At 65.3% G+C, this 26,671-nt stretch carries 22 protein-coding genes; 6 read left to right on the forward strand and 16 right to left on the reverse strand.

The annotated features are described in order from the left end of the window. Nucleotides 1-128: 128 nt before the first annotated feature. Nucleotides 129-617 carry an XRE family transcriptional regulator gene (locus HF680_RS11555; protein ID WP_185225164.1) on the reverse strand — a complete coding sequence of 163 codons (489 nt, stop codon included), beginning with the start codon at nucleotides 615-617 and terminating at the stop codon, nucleotides 129-131. Between the two features lie 245 nt (nucleotides 618-862). Between HF680_RS11555 and HF680_RS11560 the strand changes: the two genes are divergently transcribed. After that, nucleotides 863-1,570, forward strand: a complete 708-nt coding sequence (locus tag HF680_RS11560) for a GntR family transcriptional regulator (RefSeq protein ID WP_185225165.1) — start codon at nucleotides 863-865, stop codon at nucleotides 1,568-1,570. Here HF680_RS11560 and HF680_RS11565 read toward each other — a convergent pair. From HF680_RS11565 to HF680_RS11585, 5 genes are all read right to left on the reverse strand, one after another. Further along, the gene (locus HF680_RS11565) at nucleotides 1,519-2,112 is read right to left on the reverse strand and encodes a GntR family transcriptional regulator (protein WP_185225166.1); all 594 of its coding nucleotides are present in this window, start codon (nucleotides 2,110-2,112) and stop codon (nucleotides 1,519-1,521) included. The two genes, HF680_RS11560 and HF680_RS11565, sit on opposite strands and share 52 nt — an antisense overlap. Nucleotides 2,113-2,524: 412 nt before the next feature. After that, nucleotides 2,525-3,928, reverse strand: a complete 1,404-nt coding sequence (locus tag HF680_RS11570; protein WP_185225167.1) for an efflux transporter outer membrane subunit — start codon at nucleotides 3,926-3,928, stop codon at nucleotides 2,525-2,527. Continuing rightward, nucleotides 3,925-6,993, reverse strand: a complete 3,069-nt coding sequence (locus HF680_RS11575) for an efflux RND transporter permease subunit (RefSeq protein ID WP_185225168.1) — start codon at nucleotides 6,991-6,993, stop codon at nucleotides 3,925-3,927. The genes HF680_RS11570 and HF680_RS11575 overlap by 4 nt, the downstream gene beginning before the upstream one ends. Before the next feature lie 14 nt (nucleotides 6,994-7,007). Continuing rightward, complete coding sequence (locus HF680_RS11580; RefSeq protein ID WP_317134058.1) at nucleotides 7,008-8,132, reverse strand: efflux RND transporter periplasmic adaptor subunit; 1,125 nt, start codon at nucleotides 8,130-8,132, stop codon at nucleotides 7,008-7,010. Between the two features lie 39 nt (nucleotides 8,133-8,171). Beyond that, nucleotides 8,172-8,801, reverse strand: a complete 630-nt coding sequence (locus HF680_RS11585; RefSeq protein ID WP_185225170.1) for a TetR/AcrR family transcriptional regulator — start codon at nucleotides 8,799-8,801, stop codon at nucleotides 8,172-8,174. A 75-nt stretch (nucleotides 8,802-8,876) separates the two neighbouring features. Between HF680_RS11585 and HF680_RS11590 the strand changes: the two genes are divergently transcribed. Together HF680_RS11590 and HF680_RS11595 are read left to right on the forward strand one after the other, a co-directional pair. Further along, entirely contained in the window at nucleotides 8,877-9,206 is a 330-nt protein-coding gene (locus HF680_RS11590; protein ID WP_185225171.1) for an SMR family transporter, read from the forward strand. Between the two features lie 371 nt (nucleotides 9,207-9,577). Beyond that, nucleotides 9,578-10,009, forward strand: a complete 432-nt coding sequence (locus tag HF680_RS11595; protein WP_185225172.1) for a winged helix-turn-helix transcriptional regulator — start codon at nucleotides 9,578-9,580, stop codon at nucleotides 10,007-10,009. 236 nt (nucleotides 10,010-10,245) lie between these two features. Here the strand turns inward: HF680_RS11595 and HF680_RS11600 are convergent, their stop codons facing one another. The 9 genes from HF680_RS11600 to HF680_RS11640 form a co-directional block, all read right to left on the reverse strand. Then, nucleotides 10,246-11,352 carry an NAD(P)-dependent alcohol dehydrogenase gene (locus HF680_RS11600; protein WP_185225173.1) on the reverse strand — a complete coding sequence of 369 codons (1,107 nt, stop codon included), beginning with the start codon at nucleotides 11,350-11,352 and terminating at the stop codon, nucleotides 10,246-10,248. Nucleotides 11,353-11,557: 205 nt separating this feature from the next. Continuing rightward, nucleotides 11,558-12,562: a zinc-binding alcohol dehydrogenase family protein gene (locus tag HF680_RS11605; protein WP_185225174.1), complete on the reverse strand. Its 1,005-nt coding sequence runs from the start codon at nucleotides 12,560-12,562 to the stop codon at nucleotides 11,558-11,560. A 76-nt stretch (nucleotides 12,563-12,638) separates the two neighbouring features. Continuing rightward, on the reverse strand, nucleotides 12,639-13,706 hold the full coding sequence (gene namA / locus HF680_RS11610) for an NADPH dehydrogenase NamA (RefSeq protein ID WP_185225175.1): 1,068 nt from the start codon (nucleotides 13,704-13,706) through the stop codon (nucleotides 12,639-12,641). Nucleotides 13,707-13,973: 267 nt separating this feature from the next. Beyond that, entirely contained in the window at nucleotides 13,974-15,131 is a 1,158-nt protein-coding gene (locus HF680_RS11615) for a CaiB/BaiF CoA transferase family protein (protein WP_185225176.1), read from the reverse strand. A gap of 11 nt (nucleotides 15,132-15,142) precedes the next feature. Next, nucleotides 15,143-16,501 (reverse strand): MFS transporter, encoded by a 1,359-nt coding sequence (locus HF680_RS11620; RefSeq protein ID WP_185225177.1) that lies wholly within the window; start codon nucleotides 16,499-16,501, stop codon nucleotides 15,143-15,145. Nucleotides 16,502-16,676: 175 nt separating this feature from the next. Then, nucleotides 16,677-17,498 (reverse strand): transporter, encoded by an 822-nt coding sequence (locus HF680_RS11625; protein WP_205196232.1) that lies wholly within the window; start codon nucleotides 17,496-17,498, stop codon nucleotides 16,677-16,679. Between the two features lie 192 nt (nucleotides 17,499-17,690). Further along, the gene (locus HF680_RS11630) at nucleotides 17,691-19,199 is read right to left on the reverse strand and encodes a fumarate hydratase (RefSeq protein ID WP_185225179.1); all 1,509 of its coding nucleotides are present in this window, start codon (nucleotides 19,197-19,199) and stop codon (nucleotides 17,691-17,693) included. A 64-nt stretch (nucleotides 19,200-19,263) separates the two neighbouring features. Further along, nucleotides 19,264-20,007, reverse strand: coding sequence for an SDR family oxidoreductase (locus HF680_RS11635; RefSeq protein WP_185225180.1), 744 nt, complete (start codon nucleotides 20,005-20,007; stop codon nucleotides 19,264-19,266). A 28-nt stretch (nucleotides 20,008-20,035) separates the two neighbouring features. Beyond that, nucleotides 20,036-21,478, reverse strand: a complete 1,443-nt coding sequence (locus HF680_RS11640) for an aldehyde dehydrogenase family protein (RefSeq protein WP_185225181.1) — start codon at nucleotides 21,476-21,478, stop codon at nucleotides 20,036-20,038. Between the two features lie 174 nt (nucleotides 21,479-21,652). Here HF680_RS11640 and HF680_RS11645 point away from each other — a divergent pair, with 174 nt between their 5' ends. From HF680_RS11645 to HF680_RS11655, 3 genes are all read left to right on the forward strand, one after another. Next, on the forward strand, nucleotides 21,653-22,555 hold the full coding sequence (locus HF680_RS11645) for a LysR family transcriptional regulator (RefSeq protein WP_185225182.1): 903 nt from the start codon (nucleotides 21,653-21,655) through the stop codon (nucleotides 22,553-22,555). 188 nt (nucleotides 22,556-22,743) lie between these two features. Then, nucleotides 22,744-23,628, forward strand: coding sequence for an HpcH/HpaI aldolase/citrate lyase family protein (locus HF680_RS11650; protein WP_205196233.1), 885 nt, complete (start codon nucleotides 22,744-22,746; stop codon nucleotides 23,626-23,628). Nucleotides 23,629-23,636: 8 nt separating this feature from the next. Beyond that, nucleotides 23,637-24,833 carry an MFS transporter gene (locus HF680_RS11655; protein WP_185225183.1) on the forward strand — a complete coding sequence of 399 codons (1,197 nt, stop codon included), beginning with the start codon at nucleotides 23,637-23,639 and terminating at the stop codon, nucleotides 24,831-24,833. A gap of 216 nt (nucleotides 24,834-25,049) precedes the next feature. Here the strand turns inward: HF680_RS11655 and citF are convergent, their stop codons facing one another. Beyond that, nucleotides 25,050-26,669: a citrate lyase subunit alpha gene (citF, locus tag HF680_RS11660; RefSeq protein WP_185225184.1), complete on the reverse strand. Its 1,620-nt coding sequence runs from the start codon at nucleotides 26,667-26,669 to the stop codon at nucleotides 25,050-25,052. Between the last annotated feature and the right edge of the window lie 2 nt (nucleotides 26,670-26,671).

Below are 26,671 nucleotides of genomic sequence, written 5' to 3' on the forward strand. Positions count from 1 at the left end.
TCGAATCTGAACGGTGCTGGTCATAGTAGCCTCCATTCGCTTGTCGCCGCGGAATGCGGCAGGTCATGGAGCGCCCGGCCAGGGCAGGGCGGCAATCTATATCTGTCGTGTATTTCAACCGCAGCGGGTCAACCCTCCTCTTCCGGCGGCTTGCCCGCCAGACGGTCGCGGCCTGCGTCGAGCCAGGCCTCGGTCTCCTCGTTTTTCGTCCGGTTCTCGTCCTCGAGCCTGCGGAAGGTGGCGGTGAAGGCCTCGATGAGCGCCCGCGGATCCAGGGTCATGAGGCGATCGCCCATGGCTCCGACGAACTCGCCCAAGGCGATGAGGAAGATCAGCATCAGCTTGCTGTCGGCCGTCTGACGCGCGAACTCCGTCGAGCCCAGCGACGGTCCGAGCAGCAGGGACCAGGGATCGCAGTTAGTCGCCAGGGCGAAGCGGTGGACGTAATCGAGGTTCACCCGGCCCGATCCCGCCTCGAAATATTCGTAGGTTCGAAGCGGCAGGTTCATCGCCGTCGCCACCTGCTGGGCCGTCATGTTCCGCGCGCGGCGCACCGCCCGCGCAGCCAGGCCGATCAGTCGTGCATCACTCAACTTTTCCGGTGGATCGGGCGGCATAGGCGTTCGACCTTTCTCCACCAAAGGTGCTGTGTTCGGTGAGTCCGATCAATGCAGGCGTGTGCGACTTTTTTGGATGATTTCGGAACCACGAGACCAACCCGCAAGAAAACGGCGGGGCCGATGCAATCCCATGGCGGCCTTCCCGACGAAGATTTTCGCAGACGATTTCGCCCCTTTGGGGAACGATAGAGCGACGGACGATCAGGAGCCGGCGGGGGCGCCGGGAAGATCGGGATCGGGTCATGGCGCGTAACCGCGACCCGTTCACCCAGGCGCTGACATCGCTGCGTGAACGGATTCATTCGGGAACCCTGGCCGGCGGCGCGCCGGTGATCGTACAGGACGAAGCCGCACGGCTGCGCCTGTCCACCACGCCGGTGCGGGAGGCCCTGGCGCGGCTCAGCGGAGAGGGTCTCGTCGAGCGCGCCGCCTCGGGCGGATACGTCACCCTGCGGCTCGACGCCGCCGCGGCGCGCGATCGCTATGTCATGCAGGCGCATTACGTGCGCATCGCCGTCGACGCCAATGTCCGGGCGCTCGGATCGTTGCGGCCACCCGCCCCGCCGTTCGAGGCGCACGCGCCGCCCATCGCCGTGGAGCGGCTGTTCGCCGCCATCATCTGCAGCGCGGGCAACCAAGTGCTCTGGGAGGCTTACCGGAAGGTCAGCAGCCAACTCGATCTCGTCAGGCGGATCGAGGCGGTCCTGTTTGACGATCTCGCCGTTGAGGCCACATCGCTTTATGCGGCCTACGCCGACGCGGCTTCGCCCAGATTCGCCCTCGCCCTGGACCGCTACCACGAGCGCCGGATCAGCGCGGCCGGCGCCCTGGCCGCGCTGGTGGTCGGTGGCGTGCAGACCGGCCCGGTCGAGGCGGACGCGGACCACGTGCGCGGAGATCAACCGGCCTCGGCCACGAGCGCAGGGACACGCGCGCAACGCCGCTCATGATAGGCCTCGAGCAAGCCCAGAAGGTCAGGGATGCGTCCCTCGACGATCTTCGAGACCATCGTCCGGACCGTCGCTCCGTCGCTCGCGTCGAGGCGGCGCTCAACCGTGAGCACCGCCTTCAACCGATCAACGACGCGCCGGTGCGCCAGGATCAGGGCGGCGTTCGAGGACTGGGTGATGACGGCGTCGAAGAGAGTCTGCACCCCGGCGAGCGGATCGACCGCGACGGCCGCCTTGCGCAGCGGCGTCAGCCCGCGCGGATAGAGGGTCAGGGCGGCGTTCAGATAGGCGAGCTGGAGCTCGAACAGATCGATAATCTCGGAGGGACCGAGAGCGGGATAGAAATAACCGCGGCCACGACGGCGCTCGATCAGGCCCTGGCCGGCCAGGCACGCCAGGGCTTCCCGCACGGGCGTGGCGCTGAGACCGACCTCGGCCGCCAGTTCCGTCACCACGATCGGCTCGCCCGGGACGAACCGGCCTGCGGCGGCAAATCGTTGTACAGCACCCAGAGCGGCCCCATAAGGATCGCGCGGTTCCAAAGCCTGCATCACGCCCTCAACACTGTCTTGGGCGGACCGGGAAACGGGGGGAGCCGGTCCGATTGCTCAGAATACTGCAAATATTTTTCGCACAATGCAAGGTTATATTTTATAGGCGACAAAGTTGCGGAGAGCCCGCAATTTTCTTGCGGTTGATATCTGAAGATCTTCAAATCGGCCTATTTTTCCCTTCTCGATTACTCTCGGCGTGCTCGACTTGTGGTGTCCTCCAATTGCTAACAAACGGCTGACACACGTCCGCGCCTTGACGTGGCAAATCTTTTCGCTGGGCCAAGCGTCGCAATTCTTTTTCAAGGGCCGCCTGCCGCCGTCTTCCTCGTTCCGAGGCGCGCCTTGACCGACAAGCCCGCCACCGTCTACCGAACTTGAACTGCAAGCACAGGATCAGCCTTCAGTTCGCCAGACCTGCGTCCCTCCAGCCTGCGCCAAGGGCCAACTGAGCCGCGGCCCAGGCCTGGGCTTCCTGCGCCTGGGCCTGCAGCGTGTCGAGGCGTGCGGAAAGGGCGTCTGCCTGAGACCGGGAAAGGTCGATCCTTGAAATCTGCCCCGCCTGTTCCTGCGCCCCGGCAAGGGCGGACAGACGCTCTGATGCAACCAAGGCGCGGTGTGCGGCGGACGCCGCGGCGCGAGAGCCGGTCCAGGCGTCGAGCGCGTCGTCGGCTTCCTTGAGCGCCGTCAGCACCGTCCCTTCCCATCTGGACATCGCCGCATCCGCGCCGGCGTCGGCGGCGACGAGGCGGGCGCGGATCCGATCCAGATCGAACACGCCCCAGCTCAGGGTGGGACCGAACGCGAACCCGAACGCGCCACGGTCTCCCAAGCGATCAGGCTCGGCGGTCAGGCCGGCGCTTCCCGACAGGCTGATCCGTGGATAGAGATCGGCGCGGGCCACCCCGGCCCGGGCGGCGGCGGCGGCGAAGCGGCGTTCGGCGGCGGCGACATCAGGCCGCCGGCGGATCATGTCGGTCGGGCTTCCAGCGATCAGCGTCTGGGGAATCGTGAGAGAACCGGTAAAAGGCGCCTCTGTGACCGGCGCGTCTCCGGTGAGCACCGCCAAACGACGGGCGGCGTTGCGTTTCTCCGCGGACAGACGGGGCAGGTCTGCACGCGCCGCCTCCACCGCAGCGACGGCCTCCGTCACATCCAAAGACGATGCGCCCCCCTGGCCTTCCGCGACGCGCAGTCGCGCCTCCACGGATTCCAGCGCGGCGAGTCTTTGCTGCGCCGTCTCTTCCAGCCCGGCCAGAGACCGATAATCCAGCCAGGCGCGCACGACGCCTGCGGCGACGGCCGCTTCGGTCTGACGACGGAGCCAGAGCGCCTCCCCCGCGTCGGCCCGGGCCGCCTCGATGTTGGCTGAGAGCCCTCCGAACAGATCGATCTCCCAGGAGAGGGCGGCGCCGACATCAGCCAGCGTCTGGGTCGGCAGGCGGTCGGGCGTGCCGGGGATGGGCGGCTGTGACAGGCCCGCCGTTCGCGTTCGCGCGAGGCGAGCGCTTGCGTCGCCCAAAGGACGCGCCGCAGCCCTCGCTTCTCCGGCCAGGGCGTCGGCGGCCTTCAGATTGGCGCTTGCGGCTCGCAGGTCGGCGTTTCGAACAAGCGCCCGTTCGACAAGCCGGTCCAGAGCCGGGTCTTGGAACGCGCGCCACCAGTCCAGCACAACCACGCCCTCGTCTTCCGCCTGCGGCGTAGTCCAGGCCGCCAAGTCCGGGGCTGAAAAGGTCCGTTGCGGCGCCGTGGCGCATCCGGCCAAGGCGACGATCATGAGCGCGGGAACGATGATTTGGACTTTCATGACGGGGTCTCCGTGGCGGGGGCCCGGTTTCGCTTCAGGGCCGGCAGCCGTTCGAACAACAGGGCGTACAAGGCGGGAATGAGCACCAGGGTGATGAGAGTCCCCAGAGCCAGCCCCCCGATCATGGCGGCGGCGAGCGGTCGCCAAAGGTCGCCGCCGAAGACGAACAGCGGCACCAGTCCGACGATGCAGGTCAGTTTGGTCATGACGATCGGACGCAGTCTGACCTCAGCGGCGCGCGCGACGGCTTCGGCGTGATCCGCACCTGCGGCGCGCTCTTCGACGATCCGCTCCAGCAAGAGGACGGCGTTGTTGACGATGATGCCGCCCAGCGCGAGCAGCCCCAAGGTTGCGGTGAAGTTCATTTCCTGGCCGGTCACGAAAAGTCCGAGCGTGGCGCCGATGATCACGAAGGGGATGGACGCCAGAACGATCACGGTCTTCCGCACGCTTCCGAACTGCCACAGGAACAGCGCGGCCATGCCGAGGATCGCCAGCGGCAGATACTGGTTCAGACCTGCGTTGGCTTCCTTCGACTCCTCGATCTCGCCTCCGAACTCGAGCGTGTGGCCGGGCGGCAGATCGAGCTTGGCCAGAGCAGGCCCGATCCTGTCCGTGATCGCCTGGGCGGTGAGGTCCGGGTGACGCGCGGTGATCGTGATGGCGGGTCGCTGATCGCGCCGGTTCAGCAGGCTGTTCTGATCGGCTAGACGCACGGTTGCGATGTCGGCCAGCGCCACTCCCTCGGCGACGGGCGTCATGCCGATCGTCTCGGGCGAAAGGCGCATCTCCGGCCGCGCTCTCAGAATGACCGGCGTGAGCAGATCGCCGCGCCGCAAGGTGGTGACGGCGGCGCCCGAGTAGACGGCCTGCAGGGCGTGCGAGACCTGGGCGGACGTGACGCCCGCCGCCTCCGCCCGTGCGTTGTCGATGTCGATGACCAGGCTCGGTATCAAGGCTTCAGCGTTGTCGCGCACGTCTCGAATGCCGGGTACGGCCCGCAGATCCGCCATCACGGCGTCGGCGGCGACCTCGAGCACGCGGCGATCCGGGCCGGTCAGCCGGAAAACGGCCTGGCCGGATTCGGACGCGCCCAGCGAGAAGCGTTTGGGCTCGGTCCGCGCTTGTGGGAAGCGGGCTGCCAGGTCCGTGCGCAGGCGTTCGACAGCCGTATCGATATCGGCGTGCTTGTCGAGGTTGACGATGGCGTAGGCGCGGTTTGCGGCTGGTGTCGGCGGGTTCAGCCCCAGGATGAAGCGCGGTCCGCCGTCGCCGACATAGACGACGTTGCTGACGGCTTCGGGGTGAGCGGTCTTGTCGCTGAGCCTCGCCGAGATCGCCCGAGCGACGGCCAGCGTGGTCCGGGTCGATGTGCCGGGAGCCAGCTCAATCGGGATCTGGACCTGGGCTCTGGCCGACGGCGACAGCAGTCCCGTCGGCAGCAGCCCGTTGAGCAAGATGGCCGCTGTCAGAAGCGCGACCATGGCGGAGACGATCGTCACGGGACGTTTCACGATCCGACGAACCCGACCGGCATACCATTTGCGCAGTCTGCCGATCCAGCCGCCGTGTTCGTGGTCTGGATCGGGCGCCGCGACGAACATCTTGCTCAACAAGGCGATGATCGTCAGCGACAGGAAGAGCGAGAGGAGCAGGGTGATCCCCAGGACCACCGCGAGACTGCGCATATACTCTGCGGTGTCGCTGGCGCCCGCGACCAAGGGCGCAAAGGCCAGGATGATGGCGAGCGAGGATATCAGCAACGGCGCGGTCATCGTCCGGCCTGCGGCGACAGCCGCCTCGAGAGCGGGCTCGCCGTCTCCGATGCGCCGCTGGTAATCCTCGACGATGACGATGCCGTTGTCGACGAAGATGCCCAGGGCGATGATGATGGCGGCGATCGAGACCTGGTGCAATTCGATGTTGAGGGCGCGCATCGCCAGCAATGTGCCGAGGACTGTGAGCGGCACGATCACGCCGGTCACCAGGCCGGCGCGCCAACCCAGAAACACCACAACCACCCCCATGACGATCGCGACGGTCTCGAGGAAGATCTTCCCGACTTTCAGCAGGTCGTGCGCGACCACTTCGGCCTGATCGGTAACGACCGACAAGGTCATGCCAACCGGCAACTCGGCCTGAACCTCCTCCGCACGCGCCTCGAGTCTTGAGGCGAGGTCGACCACGTTCAGTCCGCGCTGCATCGAAACACCCAGAACCACCGCGGGCTTGCCGTCGAAGACGACCGCTGACACCGGCGGATCCTGCGGACGCTGTTGGATGGTCGCCAGGGCCGACAGGGGCAACGAGCCGCGCTGCGGAAGGGCGATGGGAACGGAGCCGACGGCGCCGGCGCTGGTCAGTTCGCCGCTGGTCTGCAAGGTCAGCGTGCGGCCCGAGATGTCGATCTCGCCGGCGGGCGTGACCCCGTTCCGTTCGGCGATCGCCTTGGCGATCGCCTCCATCGAAACGCCAGCGCTCGCCAGTTTGGCAGGGTCGACGTCGATGTAGATCTGGTCCTCCTGCGCTCCGTGAAGCGACACCTGCTCCACGCCTTCGACGTTCTGCAGACGCAGGCGGGCCACGCGGGCGAACTCGTGCAACTGACCCGGCGTGTAGGCTGGCCCGGTCAGGGCCAGGGTCATCACCGAGACCCGACCCCAGGAATCATTCAGGATGGGGCCGGTCGTGCCTTGGGGAAACTGGGAGGCGGCCTCGTTCGCTCTGGCGCGCAGCTGTTGCCAGACCTCCCCCACCCGTCTCGGCTCCGTGGCGTCGTGAAGGGCGACGGTCATGAAGATCGATCCGGGCCGAACCGCCGTTTCGATCGTATCGACATCGGCGAGGGTGCGAATCCGCTCCTCGAGCGGTTTGGCGATGAGACTTTCCATCCGTTCGGGCGACGCGCCCGGGAGATAGGCTTCTATAGTGGCGGCGCGGAACGGAACGGTGGGTTCTTCAGTGGCGGGGAAGCCGACCAAGGCGCCGATCCCCGCGACCAGAAGCGCCAGTGCGCCGATGAGGGTGAAACGCGACCGTTTCACCGCGATAGCGGTCAGAGACATGATCGAAGCGCCGGTCAGGAGGTGAAGGGAATCGGGCGGACGGTCTGGCCGACCCTGAGCAGTTCGGCGCCATCCGCGACGATCCGCTGGCCAGGAACGAGCGGACCGCGGATTCTCGCGCCGTCCGGCGTCACGGCGATGAGCGTGACGGGGACCGCAGACAACCGATTGCGATCGTCGAGACGAAGCACGCGCCGTTCGCCGGACCGCGCAGCGACAAGCGCGGACAAGGGCGCCGTGACAGCATCCGCGTTGACTGCGCCGCCCGCCAGTCTGAGCTCGACCGCGGCGCCGCTCGGCGGCGCGCCGTCCAGGATCGCAAACCGCGCCATGCGGGCATCCACCCCGGCGGCTTGTGACGATACGCCGACCAGTCGGGCGGATCCGGACCCGTTTCCGTAGCGGAAGACGGCGACATCGCCGATTTTGGCTGTGTCGAGAACATCTCCAGAAAGCGCCGCCAAGATTTCACGCCGGTTTCCGGATTCGAGCGCGAACATCGGAGCGCCGGCCGCGAGCACGGCCGAGAGTTCGACATGGCGGGTTGCGATCACGCCGTCGGCGGGCGCGCGGATGACGGCCGTGCGGGCGAGGCGCGCCGCCTGGGCGGCCTGGGCGCTCGCCCCGCGGTCCTGCTGCTCGGCTTCGGATGCGGCCGTTCTGGCCTGGTCGAGATCGCGCTGCGGCGCGGCGCCGGCGGCGACCAAGGCTTCCAGACGACGGACTTCGCGCCGGGCCCCGTCCAGACCGACCTTGGCGGCTTGGGCTCCGGCGGCGGCGCGAGCCGCTTCCAGCCTGAGCGGTTCGGGGTCGAGCTCGGCGAGGATCTGACCCTGACGGACTTGATCGCCGACATTGACGTAAAGTCTCACGACACGACCGCCGGTCTCCGTCGCCACTTCATGGACTCCGAGGGAGCGGACCGTCCCGACGGCCGCGAAATGTTCGCCGTCCGCCGCCCTCACTCGCACCGTCAGAGCGGGCTTCGGCGCATCCATTCGAGAGGTCGCGTCCGGCGCGCAGCCGACAAGGAAGACAGAAGCGCTCGCGACCAAGGACGTAAACGTCAGGAGAGCCGCCCCAGATATAAGTGAGGCCTTGCTTACGTTTTGCGCAGAGCGATTTGCGGGAGACGTCATGGCGTGTCGGATCCGGTTTGGGTGAGTGGGTGGCTGGGACTAGCGCGCGGAGTCTGGCGCGATCGTGCGCCTGATCATGGCGAGGGACGCCGCCACGAACGGCCCGCGCGCCGCATTCGGCAGACAGAGCCGGCCATAGATGCCATCACAAAGACAACTGACGGCCAGCGCGACCTCTTCAGGATCGACATTCGGATCGATCTGGCCGCGGGCTTGAGCGGACGCGATCACATGGGTCAATGCTGCGGTCATGCGAACGTCGGACGCCACCAGCATCTCGGCGACCGCGGGGGATCGGGACGCTTCAGCCACGATTTCAACGCGCAGGCGGGCCATGGATTCGATAATAGGATCCGTCGCGAGAGCGCCAAGAACCTGCTCGACCACAAAGAGGAAATCCTCAGCGTCGCGCAAGCGATCGATCAGAGCGATGCCCAGCTCCAGATCCTTTTCGACGAGCGCCAGGACCAGCGCTTCCTTGTTCTCGAAATACTGGTACAGGCCGGCGATGCTGATGCCCGCCTCGGCGCTGATTTCCGCCGTGGTCGTCGCGTGGAAACCCCGCCGCAGGAAGCAGGCATGCGCGGCGTCGAGAATCTGCGCCTGGCGCTCGGCGCGGGCGACGGGATCGGCGGGACGTCCACGACGGTTGGGGGCGGAAGCGGTCATAGGTGATATTTATAAGTGATCATTTATTTAAGTCAACCCGTTGCCTTCGATGTTGGCGAGAGGTAGATTTCCTTCATGAAATATCTGCTTCTCACCATTGCGATCCTCGCCGAAGTGGCCGCCACCTCGTCCATGAAATTGTCGGAAGGCTTCACGCGTCCTTTGTGGGCCGGAGCCACAATCGTCGGCTACGGCGTCGCCTTCTACTTCCTGTCACTGACGCTCAAGTCGATGCCGACAGGCATCGCCTATGCAATTTGGGCTGGCGCGGGGATTGTCCTCATCTCCCTGATCGCCTGGCTTTTTCAGGGCCAGAAGCTCGACACCCCCGCTATTGCCGGCATGACCTTTATCGTTGTGGGCGTCGTAGTGATGAACGTCTTCTCCAAAGTCGCTGCGCACTAGGTTTCGGTCCGGAGATGAAGGGGATCGTCTGTGAAACGGTCTGGCCCGTCAGCCCGAGCCTTGCAGACGCCTTTGTTGGGCGTGAGACCCTTTGAAGTCTTGAACCGCTTGGCGAAATCGCACGCGTCGAGGACGCTGACGAAGGACTGCCCAGCTGTTGATGGCTGACGTAATGATGACGGCGGATGGTGGCTTCCCTCTGCGGTAGGTCGATCGGTTCGGGCTGACCGTCAGTGCGCCTGCCGACGCTTCCAACTGGCTGTGACGCTGCGGTCTGGGTGTAGGTACACAAAAGAGAAGTATCTTGCCGAGATCCGGGCGTTCCCTACGTTGGAGGGGTACTGCCCTTTTTCGGACTGTAGGAAGGCTCGATGCCCAAGCGCAGAAATTACGATATCCTGCCCGCCTGCTCGATGGAGGCGGCGCTGAACCTCATCAATGGACGCTGGAAAGGCGTCATCCTTTACCATTTGCTCACTGACGGGACCACGCGGTTCAATGAGCTGCATCGCCGCCTGCCAGGCTCCACGCCACGCCTGCTGACCAAGCAGCTGCGCGAATTGGAAGAGGACGGTTTCATCAACCGCACGATCTACCCGGTCGTGCCGCCCAAGGTGGAATACTCGCTCACGGACGAAGGCCGAACCATTGGCCCGATCCTGCTTCAGCTTCGCGGTTGGGGGCATGGCTGGCTGCGCCGCCGGGGCCTGACCACGCTGGCCGACGATGTCGAGACGAATGCCGCCGACACCGGCCGGTTTGCCGATGGGCCTGGTGCGCCGGATATGGCAAGCGCCGCCTGATCTGTGTTGGGCTGAGAGGGCGAGCGCCGTCGCGCAATCGCCGATCTGCTTTCTCGTCACAACCGATCGAATCCTGGCATGACGAGCCTGACGACTTGATGGCTCAGCGACGTGTCGCAAGGTCAGAGCCTGCGTTTCCCGATCATCAATCGAACAGGTGCGAGCCTCGTCCAGATCAACCTTGGCGGCGAGTGCGCGCTCAGCCGCCAAGGCGTGTTTAAGCGATCCTGATCAAATCAGGTCGGGCGCACGATCGGTTTCAGGACAAGGCCGGACTCGGAGTCTGCGATGGCCTGGTTAATGTCGGCGAGGTCGTAGAATTTGACCAGTCTGTCGAAGGGGAACTTGCCTAGGCGCCACAGCTCTATCAACTGAGGAATGAACACCTGCGGCACGCTATCCCCCTCGATGATTCCGCGGACCGTGCGCCCGAACAGCAAGGTGTTCATATCCAGGTTGACGCGTGCGCCTGCCGCCGGTGCGCCGACAAGACCACAGACACCCGGTATGCGGAGGGCGTCGATGGCCTGAACCAGCACCTTGTCGTTGCCCGTGCATTCGAGCGAGAAATCCACGCCGCCCGTTTCGCTCAGCTCCCGGATCCGAGCGACGGCGTCTTCCCTGAGGGCGTTGATGACGTGGGTCGCGCCGAGTTCCGTAGCGAGGGCAAGCCTGTCGTCGTGGAGATCGACCATCATGATTTTCGCGCAGCCGGTGGCGGCCGCCGCCATCGCGGCGGACAGTCCGACCGACCCAGCGCCGAAGATGGCGATGCTGGACCCTGCATGCGGTTTAAGCGCGTTGAGCACTGCGCCCACGCCGGTAGACACGCCGCAACCGAGCGGCCCCATCAGTTCGAGCGGGACGTCCTTGCGGATCTTGATCGCATTGCGCTCGGTGGCCACCGCATAGGCGCCGAAGCTCGACTGCGAAAAGAAGGCGCTTCCCACCGGATGGTCGTGGACGTCACACATCGTCTGTGAGCCGTCCAGGCGGGCGCCCTTGAAGTTGCGGTCGTAGAATTCGACGCAATACCCCGACCGGCCTGCCTTGCACGAACCGCAGACGCCGCAATGGCCGAAGGCGAGCACGACGTGGTCTCCGGGCTGCAGCGATCTCACACCGTCGCCGACCGCTTCTACGACACCGGCGCCTTCATGGCCCAGCACAAGCGGCAGCGGCACGGGATATCCCTGATCCCGCACGACTATGTCTGTATGGCACACGCCCGTCCCAACGATTCTTACGACCACCTCGTCGTGTCTCGGTTCCCCTAACTTAACGTCCTCGATGACCAGAGGACCGGCCTTCTCCCGAACGACCGCTGCCTTGCCTTCAAACATCCTATGCTCCTTGAACAACACGGCCGCCGGCGACCGTGATTTGCCTTCCATCCACGGAATCGGATGTCGCGAGATCGACGCCGCGTCTGCGACATCGTCAGCCCGCGAAAGCGATCCAACGAAAGGAAGGAGAGAAATTTCACTCGGCGTTCCGAACGCCCGCGACACGCGCCGACGCCTTGAGCTGTCGGCTCCTCAGACCTCGTCACTCAAAGCCGGACAGCGTAATCTTGCCGATCGCCTCGCCCCTTTCGATCCGGCGGTGGGCCGCACGCAGATTCTCGGCCGTGATCGCGCCGGCGTCTTCGGTCATCGTCGTGACCAGCACGCCGGCGTCGATGAGCTCGGAAACAGCGTTGAGGATTTGGTGCTGGGCGATCATGTCGTCCGTCTCGAAGAGCGACCGGGTGAAGACCATTTCCCAGGTCACGCTGACGCTCTTGGGCTTTAGAATGGCGATGTCGAGCGCCACGTCATCGATCAGCGACAGATGGCCTTGGGGCGCGATGATCTCGGCGATCTCCGCCAGATGCACGTCCGTGCCGGTGAGTCCCGCGACATAATCGACATGATCGAGGCCGAGCGCCCTGACCGCACCATCGAGGGGTGCGTGATGATCCACGACGTGATGGGCTCCCATCTTTTTGACCCAGGCGATGGTCTCGGGGCGTGAGGCCGACGCGATGACTTCCAGCCCCGTCAGTCGACGCGCCAGCTGGATCAGGATGGAGCCCACGCCCCCCGCGCCGTTGATGATGAGCAACGCGCCGCCACCCGTTTTGACGCCGTATGGCACCCGCAGACGATCAAACAACAGTTCCCAGGCCGTGAGGGCGGTCAACGGCAGCGCGGCGGACTCGGCGAAGCTCAGCGAGCGAGGTTTGCGCCCCGCAAGGCGTTCATCGACCAGATGATACTCCGCGTTTGTTCCCGGTCGATCGATCGCGCCGCTGTAGAAGACTTCGTCGCCGACCTCGAACAGGGAGACGTCCGATCCGACGGCCTCCACAACGCCGGCCGCGTCATAGCCCAGAATCTTGGGCGAGCCGGACGTGGCGCCGGTGTTCATACGAACCTTGCAGTCGACCGGGTTGACGGACACCGCCTTGACGGAAACCCGAAGATCCCTTGGGCCGGGCGCAGCGGCGTCGATGGTAAGGTCAAACAGACCGTCGGCGTCGCCTGCTTTCAGGTAGCCGATAGCTTTCATGGAAAAGTTCCTTCTGGGAGGACAGGTCGTCGGCGGTTCGGCTGACGAAGATCGCGTTGACGGCGCGCCGGGGCGGTCAGGCTTCGGTGAGCGCTGCAGCCGGTCGGGGCGGCTGACTGCGCTGCCAGTTCGAGCCATAGCGTGTGTACTGCGGCGGAACCGGCAGGGGCGTGCGCAAGTCGTCCGCAGCCGCCCGGGCCCAGAACGGCTCCTTGAGGATCTCGCGTCCGATCAGGACGATATCCGCACGGCCATTCTGGAGGATTTCCTCGGCCTGCCGACCCGTTTCGATCAGACCGACGGCGCCGGTCTTGATGCCGACCTCGCGTCGGATCTTCTCTGCGGCGGGTACCTGATAGTTGGGGTAGCTCTCGACCTTGATCATCGCCGTGCCGCCCGATGAGCAGTCGATGAGGTCTATGCCGCGTTCCTTCATCCATTTTCCATAGATGACGAAATCGTCCGGAGTATTGCCGCCTTCGACATAGTCGGTGGACGAGATGCGCAGGAACAGAGGACCGTCCCACTGCGAGCGCACCGCGTCGATCACTTCGCCGACAATGCGGAAGCGGTTTTCATGGTTGCCGCCGTATTCGTCAGTGCGGTGATTTGTAAGCGGCGACAGGAATCCATTGAGCAGATAACCATGCGCGGTGTGGATCTCGATGACGTCGAACCCGGCTTCCTTGGCGCGGCGAGCGCCCTGGCCGAAGGCTTCGACGACTTCCTTGATGCCTTCAGTCGTCAGCGCCTCGGGAACGCGCGACTCGGGCGTGAACGGAATAGCAGAGGCCGCGACAGCGCGGCCGTCAACGCCGAGTTGACGACCAGCATGGCCCAGCTGGCATCCTGCCTTGGCGTCGAAACGGTGAATGATCTCGACCATGCGGGACAGACCCGGCACCTGATCCTCATTCCAGATACCAATATCTCCAGGACCGATGAGGCCATTGTCCATTATGGCGGTCGTCTCGAGGAATATCAGGCCTGCTCCGCCCAGCGCTCGTGCCCCGTAATGGACGAGATGGAAGTCGCTGATGCATCCGTCTTCGCCGGCCGAGTGCATGCACATCGGCGACATGGCGATCCGGTTCTTGAACTCGGCGCCTCGGATCGTGATGGGGGAGAAAAGTTTAGCGGACATTCGACTGATCTTCCTTGCGACACTGTGTCGGATGCGAAGGAAGTAAAGCCCAGCCCAAATGAAACAATACGACAAAAAATCGCCAGTACTTCACTAAGAGATAGTGTCCTTTCGCGCTTCGAAGAACTGCCGCACGCTCCCTGACCCTTTTACCGCACCGGATCGCTACGACGGGTCCGCCAAGGCCTGGGTGAGAGCGACGCCCGAAGGCTCAGGCGATCAGGCGTGGATCAAGGAGGATCAGAATCGAGCCGGACCTCATTGACATCAGGCCGCGCTGGACACTGGCTCCAGACCGAGTTCCTCAAGAATCGCCCGATTATGTTCGCCCACGGCAGGCACGGGGTCCATGCGGGGCGCGTCAGCCTGCGATTGACCTGGCGGCAGCAGGGCCGGGATCGGCCCGGCGGGCGTCTCGACCAGGGTCCAGCGGCTGCGCGCCTTCAGCTGCGGATGATCCCAGACCTGTTTCATATCGTTGACGCGCGCATTGGCGATTCCAGCCGCATCAAGCCGCGCTACGACCTCGTCGGCGGTCAGGCGCGCGAACACCGCCTCGATGATGGCCTTCAGCACATCGCGGTTGGCGCTACGCTGCGAGTTGCGTGCGAAGCGTGGATCATCGGTCAACTCGGGGCGCTCCAGTACGGTCGCGCAGAAAGCCGCCCATTCGCGGTCGTTCTGGATGCCCAACATGACCGAAAGGCCGTCGCCCGCCGGAAAGGGCCCATAAGGGAAGATGGTCGCATGGGCCGCGCCGACCCGCGGCGGCGCCTCCGCGCCCTCAAAGGCGTAGTAAAGTGGAAAACTCATCCACTCGACCATGCATTCGAGCATGGAGACGTCGATCTGCTTGCCCTTGCCCGTCTGTCCCCGGGCGATCAGCGCCGCCAGGATATTGGAGTAGGCGTACATGCCTGCCGAAATGTCGGCGATGGAGCAACCGGCTTTTGCGGGTTGATCGCCCTCTCCCGTCACGGACAGGAAGCCGGCCTCACTCTGGATGAGCAGATCGTAGGCCTTCTTGTCCCGGTAAGGCCCATCCGGACCATAGCCGGAGATGTTGCAGACAATCAGCCGCGGAAGCCGCTCTCGCAGAGCCGCATACGACAGGCCCAGTCGATCGGCGGCGCCCGGCGCCAAGTTCTGGATAAGAACGTCCGCCTTCTCCAACAGGGCCATAAGCACCGCCTGGCCGTCCGGCGTCTTGACGTCTAGGGCCAGGCTCTCCTTGGAACGGTTTGTCCAGACGAAGTGCGACGCCTGTCCGCGGACACGCTCGTCATAGCCCCGCGCGAAGTCGCCGGCGCCCGGGCGCTCGATTTTAATGACCCGCGCGCCCAGGTCGGCGAGTTGGCGGGTGCAGAAGGGCGCGGCGATCGCATGTTCGAGCGATACGACGGTGACGCCATCCAAGGGACGCATGGACAACCCTCTTACTCGAGCACGCCGACGACGGAATCCTGAGACGCCTGTTTGACCAGGGTCGCCAGAATCCCAGCCACGACGAGCGGAACGGTGAAGATGATGAAGACGATGAAGAGGCCGGTGTCGGCACCGAGAAGCGCGCCGCCGAGCAAGGGGCCCAGCACGGCCCCGGCGCGTCCGACACCGATGCACCAACCAATGCCGGTGGAGCGAATCTGAGCGGGATAAGCGGCCGCGACCAACGGATAGAGACCGTTGAAACCGCCTTGGACCGCGAAGCCGATGCCAAAGGCGACGGCAAGGGTGACCGTGACCGTCATCGGCGCGGAGAAGCCGACGAGGGCGACGGCGCCGACCAGCATCATGATCAGGACCAGCGGCCGGACATCGAACTTGAACAGAAGCCAGCAGAGGGCCAGACCGCCGATGAAGGCGCCGAGATTGTAGGTGACGCCCGCGAAGATGGCCTGATCCGGATTGAGCCCCGCCTCGATGGCCAGTTTCGGCACCCAGGCGATCACGAAGTACAAGGTCATGTAGCAGGCGAAAAAGGCCGACCAAAGGATGAGGGTCTGCTTCCACTGGCCGTTCTTGAATAGAAGCGCCGCACTGGCGGAGCGGCGTTCTCCGACGTCAGCAAGCGTCGCCAACAGGGGGCGCCCCATCTTTCCGCGAATGCGATTGATGCGGGCAAGGGCGTTCCTGGGCTGCCGCTTCTCCAGAAACTCCAACGACTCTGGCATCAGCACATAGGCCAGCGGAAGGAGCAGCAGAGTCGCGACGCCCGCCCCGGACATGAACCAATGCCAAGTCGATTGCGGCAGAAGGAAATAGACCGCCAGACCGGCGAGCATGGCGCCGATCGAATAGCCAGCCTGAAGGAGGGCGACGGCGATCGTGCGGTGCCGCGCCGGCGAATATTCCGAGGTGATCGCGGCCATACTGGCCAGAATGGCGCCGATGCCCAGCCCGACGATGAAGCGCAGCACGATGAGCGTGGTGACATTGGTCGCAAAGCCGCAGGCGATCATCGACAGGCCCATCAGGGCGACGGCGCCGAGGATGACCGGACGACGTCCGAGGTGATCGGCGAACGGCGCCAGAGCCAAGGCGCCGATCATCATGCCGAAGATGGCGGCGCTGAACACGACGCCGAGCGCGGCGGCGCCGACCGACCATTCCGTGGCGATCGACTGGGCGAGATAGGACATCATCAGGATGTCCATGCCGTCGAGCATGTTGAGGATGAAGCACGTCGCCACAGCTCCGATCTGGAGACGGCTCCATCTGACGCCGAGGCCTTGGGCTTCGGAGCTCGCAAGCGCGGATGCGTCGAGCCCCTTCGCATTCGGATCAGTGGTCGCCATCTGCGCCTCCTGCAGGCCGACGACGGAGCGTCGCGGCACGTTTCCAAGGGCCGGATCTGCGTCCGACTTCGGCCCGGAGACTAGGGCTCGAGACCGTCCGGGGTCGAATAGGTCCGGCCCCTGCGATCGATAACCGCCACTTATGGATTAAGGCCATGCGAACCGAACTGCGCTATCAGAAGGCGCGCGCAAGGCGGAACTGAACACGACGATCCTCGCGCACGCCGTTCTCGACCGAGAGATCCCGGCCCACCTGGGCGAACAGATTGATCCCGGGCGTCACATTGCGCCGCCAGGTCAACAGGGCAGACAGCGTCGAGGCGCGATCGTCGCGACGAACCCCGTCGAGGGTCGTGCGTCCGCCATGCGCGTAGGCGAGACGAAGACTGCCCTCGTTTGCAGGATTGAAACGGACCCTCCCCCAGACCTGGACCCGATAGAGCGGCGCGGTTTCGAGCCGCCGCCCCCCGGCCGGATCGTCATTGTCGCCAAACACCATCGCGTCGACGGCGCCCTCGATGACATAACGGGACGAAAGCTGCCTGGAGCCGCCAACCTGCAGTGACGCGCGCCAACGGTTCTCGCCGATATTCAGCCCCCGGTCGGCGTCGTAGTCGCCAACCGGCACGAGCAGATACGGCTCGATGGCCAGGAAGACGCCCTTGTCGCGGTCCTCGTGAAGGAACAGCTGCCCCGTCAGGATGGTGTCGCCGAGGCCGGACGACGAGCCCAGGTTCGCGCTTGGTCCCGCGCCTTCGGCGCGACCGAAGGGCTGGAAGACCTGAAGATTATAGGTGCGGCCGGCGAGCTGACCGTAGCGAATGTAGCGCGCCATGACGGTGTAGCGGTCGATGTCGATCGCCGCAGTCTTCTCGCCGCGGACATAGCGTGCGTCTGCATGACCGTATTGGACATGCAGTAGGGCGACCTTCGCGCCCGCCGGCGCGGGAATGAAGGCGCCGGCGTCGACGGCCTGCGCCCAAGCGCCCCCGGCCAAGCCGCAGCCAAGCGCCAACGCGCCCGCGAATGCGGAGATCAATCTCATAGGCGAGTAAGCTCTGTTCCTGTTACCCACGCGGCCGTCTGAGGGGCCTGTTGATGGCGAGGGTAGGCCGCATACCGAGGGTGTAAATCGACGATCCGGCAAGTCTGACTTCGCCAATGGCGAAATCTCAGGCTCTGGCCAGAATCACGCGGCGCTGGTCGTGATCACCGGACGCCGCCACCGAGACGGACCGAGCGTATGGATGCTCTGTCCGTCCGGAGTCACCGCCACGGTGACCGGCATGTCGTGGACCTCGAATTCGTAGATGGCTTCCATTCCCAGATCTTCGAAGGCGATCACGCGGCTTTGACGTATCGCGCGCGAGACGAGATAGGCTGCGCCGCCGACCGCCGAAAGATAAGCCCGACCATGCGCCTCGATAGCGGCGATGGCCGCCGGCCCTCGCTCCGCTTTTCCAACCATGGCCACCAACCCCAGGTCGAGCATCATGTCGGTGAACTTGTCCATACGGGTCGCGGTCGTGGGCCCCGCCGGGCCGACCACCTCGTCACCGACGGGATCGACGGGCCCGACGTAGTAGATCACCCGGTCCTTGAAGCTGACAGGCAAGGACTCGCCTTTGGCCAGCATCTCGGCGATCCGCTTGTGGGCCGCGTCGCGCCCCGTCAGCATCTTGCCGGACAGAAGCAGTCGGTCGCCGGGCTTCCAGTCGGACATGGCGTCGGGCGTGAGGCTGTCCAGGTCGATCCGTCGCGCCTGCTCGTCCGGTGACCAGGCCACATCGGGCCAGGCGTTCAGATCGGGAGGCGGCAGATAGGCGGGATCGGAGCCGTCCAGGGTGAAGTGCGCGTGCCGGGTGGCCGCGCAGTTGGGGATCAGGGCGACGGGCTTTGAGGCGGCATGGGTGGGCCAGTCGAGGATCTTGACATCCAGCACCGTCGTCAGACCGCCGAGCCCCTGGGCGCCGATGCCCAAGGCGTTGACCTTGTCGTGCAACTCGATCCGGAGCGCCTCGATCGGAGTTTGGGCGCCCCTCGCCTTCAGCTGGGCCATGTCGATCGGCGCCATCAAAGCCTCCTTGGCCATCACCATGGCTTTCTCGGCCGTACCGCCGACGCCGATGCCCAGCATGCCCGGCGGGCACCAACCGGCGCCCATAGTCGGCACAGTCTCGATCACCCAGTCGACGAGGGAGTCTGACGGGTTCAGCATCTTGAACCTGGCCTTGTTCTCCGACCCGCCGCCCTTGGCCGCAACCGTCACCTCCACCCGGTCGCCGGGGACGAGTTCGACATGGGTGACGCTCGGGGTGTTGTCGCGCGTATTCCGCCGCCCGAAGACAGGATCGGAGACGATCGAAGCCCGCAGCGGATTCTCCGGATCGAGATAGGCGCGCCTGACCCCCTGGTCGATAACGGCCTGAAGGCTTTCATCGCCCGCGAGCGTGCAGGCCTGTCCCCATTTGACGAAGACGGTGACAATGCCCGTGTCCTGACAGACCGGTCGTTTGCCCTCGGCCGACATGCGGCTGTTGGTCAGGATCTGGGCGATAGCGTCGCGGGCAGCCGGCGACTCCTCCAGCGCATAGGCCTCGGCCAGGGCGTCGATATAGTCGAGCGGGTGATAAACACTGATGTGCTGCAACGCATCCGCGACGCTGTCGGCTAGATCCTGCGGCTGAATGAGGGTCATGACGGATCTCCTGGTCCTGCGAAGACCGGGACGCGTCTCCAAGGCGAGACCACGTCGATAAGGCTCAGATGGTGCGTCCGCCGTCCACAGGCAGCTCCACCCCGGTGATATAGTCAGCGGCCGCCAGATAGAGGGCCGCTTGGGCGACGTCCTCCGGTTCGCAAAAACGACCCAACGGAATCCCGCCCAAGAATTTGGCGCGATTTTCGGGCGTATCGGGCATGCCCATGAAATCCTCGAGCATGCCGGTCACACCCATGACCGGGCAAATGGCGTTGACGCGAATTTTCCACGGCGCGAGTTCGACCGCCAGCGACTTGGACAGCATGTTGGCCGCCCCTTTGGAGCCGTTGTACCAGGTCAAACCTGGCCGCGGCCGGATGCCGGCGACCGAACCCACGTTGAGCATCACGCCGCCGCCGTTGTCGCGCATCGCCGGCACGACGGCGTGGACCATGTGGTAGAGCGACTTCACATTGACGGCGAAGACCCGGTCGAAAGTGTCCTCGTCGACTTCCAGCAACGGCCTATTCTTGTGAGTGAAACCGGCGTTGTTGACGACAATGTCCGGCACGCCGAAGGATTGGATGGTCGTCGAGATAAGGGCGTCGATGTCGGCGCGCTTCGAGACATCGGCGCGCACTGCGATAGCCTTGCCGTCCAGAGACGAGGCCACGGCTTCAGCCTTGTCCAGATTGAGGTCTGCGATCACGACGCGGGCGCCGTGCTCGACGAAGCGCCGCGCGATGGCTTCGCCGAAGCCGCTGGCCGCACCGGTGACGATGGCGATCTTGTTGTCGAGGGTCATCTGTCGGTCCTTTTCCTGATGCGCCGGATCAGCCGTGATTGAACACGGTCGTCTTGGTTTTGCTGAAATCGTGCAGGGCGGCGAAGCCCTTCTCCCGGCCGTGGCCGCTCTTGCCGGCGCCGCCGAACGGCAGCTCGATTCCGGCGCCGGCGCCGTAGCAGTTCACGAACAGCTGGCCTGTGCGAACCTTGCGGCCCAGCCGCATCTGACGTGCGCCGTCGCGGGTCCAGACGGCGGCGACCAAGCCGTAGTCCGTGTCGTTGGCCAAGCGGATGGCGTCGTCCTCTTCATCGAACGGAAGGGCCACGAGCACGGGGCCGAAAACCTCTTCCCTGGCGATCTCGCTGTCGCGCGGAGTCGGGCCGAACAGGGTAGGCTTGACGTAGAAGCCTTCGGCCGGCGCGCCCTCGGCGATCTGGCCTTCGGCCAGAACCGGGACCCCGGCGGCCTTCGCACGCTCGATAAAGCCGAGCACACGGGTCTTCTGCTTGGCGGTAATAATGGGGCCGCAGTCGAGGTCGGCTTCCGGCGCGCCGACGCGCACCTTTCCGAAGGCCTCGGACAGCCGGGCGACAACAGCGTCGTAGATGGACCGTTCGACGAGGAGGCGGCTCCCCGCTGAACAGGTCTGGCCGCTGTTCTGGGTGATCGCCTTGACGATGACCGGCACGGCCGCATCGAGGTCCGCGTCAGCGAAGACGATCTGGGGCGACTTTCCGCCGAGCTCCAGGGTGCAGGTGATATAGTGGTCGGCGCAGAGCTTCTGAATGATCTGGCCGACTTCCGGCGAACCCGTGAAGGACATGAAGTCGACGCCGGGATGGGCGGCCAGGGCCGCGCCCGAGGCCGCGCCCCGCCCGGTGATGACATTGATCGCGCCTGCGGGGAACCCGGCTTCGGTGGCCAGTTCCACCAGCAACAGAGCTGTGGCGCAGGCGTCCTCGGCCGGCTTCAACACCGTGGCGTTGCCAACCGCGAGCGCCGGAGCCAGCGTGCGGCCGAACATCTGGGCCGGGTAGTTCCACGGCAGGATATGGCCGGTGACCCCGTGCGGCTCGGGAATGACGGTGACCGTATAGCCGGCCAGATAGGGCACCGTCTCGCCGTGCAGCTTGTCGGCCGCACCGCCGTAGAACTCGAAATAGCGCGCCAGGGCGATGATGTCGTTCCGCGCCACGGTGACGGGCTTGCCGGTGTCGCGCGCTTCGCATTCGGCTAGCCGGTCGGCGTCCCGCAGGATCAGGTCGCCGAACCGTTGCAGGATGCGACCGCGCTCGATCGCCGTGGTCTTGCCCCAGGCTCCGGTGTCGAATGCGTCCCGCGCCGCCTTTACCGCCGCATCCACGTCCGCCTGCGAACTATCCACGATCTGGCCGATCACCGCGCCGGTCGCCGGCTCGAAGACGTCCAGCGTCCCGCCGTCCACGGAGCTGGTCCAGGCGCCGTTGATGAAGTTCTTGGGATCGCTCATGTCGCTTCTCCTGACTGATCGCCGGAGGAAGACCGCACAGCGCGGCCGCCCCAGGGGGCGGCGTCCTGTCGATATCCTCCCGGCGGCTTCACGCTGCTCTCGTCGATGAGGACGTAGCGTCTCGCCGTGATAGCGTCTAATAACCGATATGCGCTGAACTGATGCATTGCGGTTATGGACCTTCGCCACCTTCGCTATGTGCTCGCGGCCGGAGAGGAGCTCCACTTCACGCGCGCGGCCCACCGGCTCAATGTCGCCCAGCCGGCGCTAAGCCAACAAATTCGTCAGCTCGAGGACGAGATCGGCGCCCAATTGTTCCACCGCCTGACCCGCGGCGTAGAGCTCACCGAGGCCGGCCGCGCCTTCCTGCCCTATGCCCGCACATCTCTGGCAGCGGCCGACGAAGCGATCGCGGCCGCCCGTCGCGCCGCCAAGGGCGAACTCGGCCGCCTCGGGATCGGCTTCACAAGTTCGGCTTCCTTCAACCCCTTGGTGACCCAGGTCATCGGCCGATTCAGGGACGCCTATCCCGACATCGAAGTCGAGTTGCGCGAACAAGCGACGACGCCCTTGCTCAGGGCGTTGAAGCAAGGCGATCTTCAGCTGGCCTTCATACGCGCCGCCGACGACGAGCTTGAGGGTCTACGCCGGGTCGCCCTCCCGGATGAGCCTTTGTGGGCCGCCTTGCCGACCCGGCATCGTCTGGCCTCGCATGACCGGATCAGCCTGTCCGAACTGGCCGCTGATCCCTTCATACTCTACCCACGCGACAATGGTCGCCTCCTCTACGACGCGATCATCGCCGCGTGCGGCCGTGCCGGCTTCAGCCCGCGTATCGCCCAGGAGGCGCCGCAGATGGCTTCCACGGTCAATCTGGTGGCCGCCGGCGTGGGGATCGCCCTCGTCCCGGCGTCCATGCGCCAGATCCGCTCGCCAGGCGTCGCCTACGCCCAGCTGACGGGGACGCCGCCGGTCGCCGTCCTCAGCCTGGTCCAGGGACCGGACGCCGCCCTGACCCCCGCTGTACGCAATTTCGTGCGTTGTTTGGATGAGCTGCGGATAGAGGTCGCGCCTTGAGTGTCTGGACCTAGGTCGGCGCCCTGACTGAGCTGCGCCGATGCCGTGGCTTGTCGCTTTGGGCCAGGCCGAATCCGAGGTGCATGGGTCTGGCCGGGTCCTGCCGCCTGGCGTCCGGTCCAGGCGCGCGCGGCGACCTACGTCTGAACTGCGATAAGCCGTAGCTATCGATTGCGGGCCGACCGATATTGGACCCGAACACCAATCGCTCTCTAAGTCGGAGCATGAGCTTGAAGACGCATTCCTCGTTGAGACAGACCGTCGAAGCCACAAGCCTCCTGTTCGTCCCGGGAGATCGACCCGAGCGGTTCGCCAAGGCGGCGGCGGCTGGCGCGGATCAGGTCATCATCGATCTTGAGGACGCCGTGCGGCCGGACGCGAAGAGCGAAGCCAGGTCCGCTGCGGCCCGGTGGTTCTCCGGCGGCGGCGGCGGGGTCATGAGGATCAATGCGGCCGACACCCAATGGCATCTCGATGATATCGCGCTCGCCCGTCTGCCCGCTGTCGATGCGATCATGCTGCCGAAGGCTGAGGATCCCGCTCGCATCGCCGCGCTTTACGAGGCCACCGGCAAACCGATCGTCGCGCTGATCGAGACGGCGCGCGGTCTTGATGCGGTCAAAGCCGTCGCGGCCAGTCCGGGCGTGACACGGTTGGCCTTCGGTTCGATCGACCTCTGCCTCGACCTCGGCCTCGATGTCGCCGATCCGCAGTTGGACGGCTTCCGTCTCGCGCTCGTCCTGGCGTCGCGGTTGGCGGACCTGCCTGGACCGATCGACGGGGTGCAAGCCGACTTTCGCGACACGGCAGGCCTCTCCGAGCTCGTTTCGCGCGTGCGCGGCCTGGGCTACACCGCCAAACTCTGCATCCACCCGAACCAGGTGACTGTAATATCGGCCGGGTTTTCGCCGACGGCCGATGAGATCGACTGGGCCCGACGCGTTGTGGCCATGGGAGAAGGCGCCGCCGCGCTTGAGGGCCAGATGATCGACCGGCCGGTGCGGGAGCGGGCGATACGTCTTCTTGACCGGGCGAACGCGCGGGCTGATGAGCCTCCGTCCGTCTCCGCCTGAGGTCGGCCTTGCTGCGCCAGTCCCGCCTCAACCTGGCCATGCTGATTGCGGGGCTCGGCAGCTTCTCCCTGATGTATAGCCCCCAACCGGTCCTGCCGATGCTGGCGCAGGACTTCCGTCTCGACGCCGCCACCGCCAGCCTGGCCGTGACTCTGACCACGGGTCCGCTCGCGATCTTCATTCTGGCGGCCGGTCTCGTTTCCGACAGGCTCGACAAGCCCCGACTGATGATCGCCTCGATCGGACTCGCCGCGCTCTTCACCATCGCCTGTGGCTTGGCGCCGAACTGGCCGAGCCTTTTGGCGCTTCGCATCATGGTCGGCTTGTGCATCGCCGGCGTGCCTGCGGTGGCCATGACCTACCTGACCCAGGAGAGCGGATCGGCCTCGCTCGGATCCGCCATGGGACTCTATGTAGCCGGCACCGCCGTGGGCGGCATGAGCGGTCGCCTCGGCACAGGGCTCGCCGCCGAACTGTTCGGGTGGCGCTGGGGTATCGGCCTCCTGGGTCTCGCCGCCCTGATCCTCGCGGTCGCCTTCGCCTTCGTCCTTCCGCGCCCCCTGAAACCGATCGTTCCGAGGTCGACGCCCGTCTCCGGGGAGGTGGCGCGTATCCGTCGGCTGGTCGCCGACCGGGGCCTGCGGCTGCTTTTCCTGCAAGCCTTTCTGTTCATGGGGGGCTTCGTGACTGTCTACAACTACGCCGGTTTCCGACTTGAGACGTCGCCGTTCGACTTTTCTCCAGCTCAGATCGGCTTGATCTTCTCCCTCTATCTGCTGGGGAGCGTGAGTTCGGCGGGCGTAGGCTGGCTGTCCAATCACTATCCACGGCCGGCCCTGTCCGCTCTGTCATTGACGATTATGGCGATTGGCGCCCTGACCACGCTGACGACTTCGACACCGGTATTCATCGTGGGCATCGGCCTTGTCACCCTGGGCTTCTTCGGGGCTCATTCCCTGGCGTCGGCCTGGGTCGGCGTTCGGTCTGCCGTGATGGGCGGTGGCGCAGCCTCTCTCTATCTGTTCGCCTACTATCTCGGCGCGTCCGTGCTTAGCACCCTGGGCGGCTATGCCTGGGAACAGGCAGGATGGACGGGCGTCATCGTGTACGTCGGCACCCTTGTCCTCATTGCGATCGGGGTGGCCTGTGCGCTCGACCGGTGTCCGGCGCGCGTGGATCCGACGCGCCCGTCTCGGCCCTCGTAAACTTGCGGGCGCCTCTCTCTGGAAGCCTCCGGGATCGCCAAGGTATTGGCCTGTGCCGTCGCAGAATTTTCGCGCGGGCCAGGACCCGAACGTCGGGCCGTCCAGGCGCGAGACAGCGGCGCCCAATCCCCTGATCGCCGCAACCCAGGTCCGGCTTCGGCTTCAGCCCCCAACACAGCATGAAGCTAGGCGTTCGAGGTGGAGCCTAGCGGCGTGTCATCCCGCAAGGGGCTGTCGCACCAGATCGATCACGGAGCCATCGCGATATTCGACCACGGCGACAATCCGGCCCTGCGGCCGGCACGCAGGCGCATCCCGCCCTGCAGCCTGGGCGGAGAGTCGGCGCAGCGTCTCTATGCTCACAAGCGGCAGACCCGCTCGGCCCAGCACCTCGATGAGGTCCTTACGCCGTGGATTCACGGCGATACCGGCTTCTGTGACGACGACATCGATACTTTCGCCTGGGGTGGATATGCATTCGACACGGTCGACGATCTTGGGATTATCCCGCGAGGCAAGCTTGGTGGTGACGATGGCCAGCTTGGCGCCGGCGGCCGTGTCTGCATGTCCGCCGGACCCGCCGATGATCCGACCGCCGCCCACGGCCGTCACATTTACATTGAAGCGCGTGTCGATTTCGGCCGCCCCGAGGATCATCACGTCAAGACGATCGACGACAGCGCCCTTGCCCCCCGGACTGGCGTAGAGGGAGGCCGACATCGGCAAGTGCCCGACATCGTCACGATAAGACGCGACCGCCGCGAGATCGAAACACTGGACATCGAACAGGACCCTGAAGAGGCCTTCGCGAAACATCGAGACGATGCCTTGGGTGATTCCGCCGGCGGCGAAACCGCCGACGATTCCCCGGCGGCGCATCAGATCAGCGACGCTGTCGGCGACCGCCAACGAAATGCCTCCGGCCCCGGTCTGGAATGAAAACCCGTCGATCAGCAGTCCAGAGGCGTCGATCACCTCCGCCGCTAGCCGGGCGATGGCCAGCCCATCGGGGTCTTCCGTGACACGGGTCGTCCCGGACACGATGCGGGCCGGATCACCGATCGTGTCCACGACCACGACAAGATCGACAAGATCCTGGGCGATATCGATTCGCGAGAGTGGATAGTCCAGCAAGGTGTCCGTGACGGCCACCACATGACCGGCGAAACGCACATCGACCATCGGATAACCCAGAGGTCCGCAGGCCGATTTGCCGTCCACGCCGTTGAGGTTTCCACCGCTATCGGCGGCGGGCGCGGCCACAAACGCAACGTCGATCGCGAGGACTCCGCTCTCGATCGCCCAGGCTCGTCCGCCATGGGTCTGCAGCACAGCAGGCGTCGGCAAGGCCCCCGCGGAGATCGCTTCGGCGACGGGCCCGGTGATGTAGCTTGATACGATCCGATCGACGACGCCGGAGCGGATATAGTCCACAAGGCACGCGTGCGCCGGAAAGATCGAACTGGCCGCGACCCTAAGCCCCTTGAAGCCTAGATCGGCGAGTTCGGCCATGACCCGGCGCAGGACATCGTCGCCGTCTCGCAGGTGATGATGAAAGGAGATGGTGCCGCCGTTCCGAAGCCCCGTCTCGAGGATAGCGGCCCGGAGCGTCTCGCGCAGCTTTTCGCTCGAACCGCGCCTTGGGGTCGTCTCCGGCCCGCGTCCGGCGCCCATGGACTTCGCCACCGTTCGGGCGTCCACGGCGGCGAACGCCTGAACGGGACCATAGCCGTCGATATGATCGGGAAGTGTCACCGGGCGGCTCCGAGGTTCGAGGCCGCTCAAAGTCGCAGCGCGGCGCGCTCGCGTCCAATAGGACCGAACCTTGCGGTCCATAG

It is taken from the genome of Brevundimonas huaxiensis (genome assembly GCF_014218725.1).
GTDB lineage: Bacteria > Pseudomonadota > Alphaproteobacteria > Caulobacterales > Caulobacteraceae > Brevundimonas > Brevundimonas huaxiensis.